This is a genomic window from Pseudomonas sp. HR1 (genome assembly GCF_030175875.1).
GTDB classification, from domain to species: Bacteria; Pseudomonadota; Gammaproteobacteria; order Pseudomonadales; family Pseudomonadaceae; genus Chryseomonas; species Chryseomonas oryzihabitans.
The window spans coordinates 1-610 of the sequence record NZ_JASNRF010000067.1; the positions used below are offsets into that span (position 1 = coordinate 1).

1 protein-coding gene and 1 pseudogene are annotated in these 610 nt (G+C 58.9%); both read right to left on the reverse strand.

Annotated features, from left to right (window positions below):
- Positions 1–169: pseudogene (locus QKY98_RS23620) on the reverse strand (hypothetical protein); the annotation flags it as partial.
- Positions 170–194: 25 nt separating this feature from the next.
- Positions 195–610, reverse strand: a 416-nt coding sequence (locus QKY98_RS23625; RefSeq protein WP_284671706.1) for a hypothetical protein, incomplete at its 5' end; no start/stop codon positions are given.

Sequence of the window (610 nt, forward strand, 5' to 3'; positions counted from 1 at the left end):
TGCAGGCGGACTTACCCTCGCTGTCCTTGGTGAAGGTGTAAAGCGTCATACCCTTTTCATCCACAAGCACCTTACCCAAGGTGGTGTCGCCAACCTTGGCGGGCGTGGCCGCCACGGCCAGCCCTGTCATGGAGAAAATGGCAGTGGCAATCAACACTTGTCTGAGCATGCTGGACCTCGATGGTTATTGGTTATTAGTATTTCGATTGGAGCACTTGCACTTGCACGGGAGCACCTGGCGCATCGGCTGCACCAGGTGCGATGACGAGGTAGCGCTGTTCATCCGCCTGGGATTGCTGAACCAGTTGGCGTATCGGTCCTACCGCATTCACGATAGCTGCGCCGGCGGGATTGGTTTGAAAAGCGGCGAGAGACTCAAGAGCGCCGCTACCGTCTGCATGACGAGCCAACGCTAGTACATAGGGCTGCTTGGCCACCAGGCCCGTAACCGAGGCCTGCAGGACCTGAGTCAAGCCCTGGTCGAAAAGTGTCACCTGAGTGGTATGACGTTCGTGTTGACCCGGCGGAGCCAGGGCGATCTGAATACTCTTGGCGGCGCTCCCTAACGGCTTAAGATTTGCCAGCCCAGCGCCCTGGGTAGCGGCGCGGG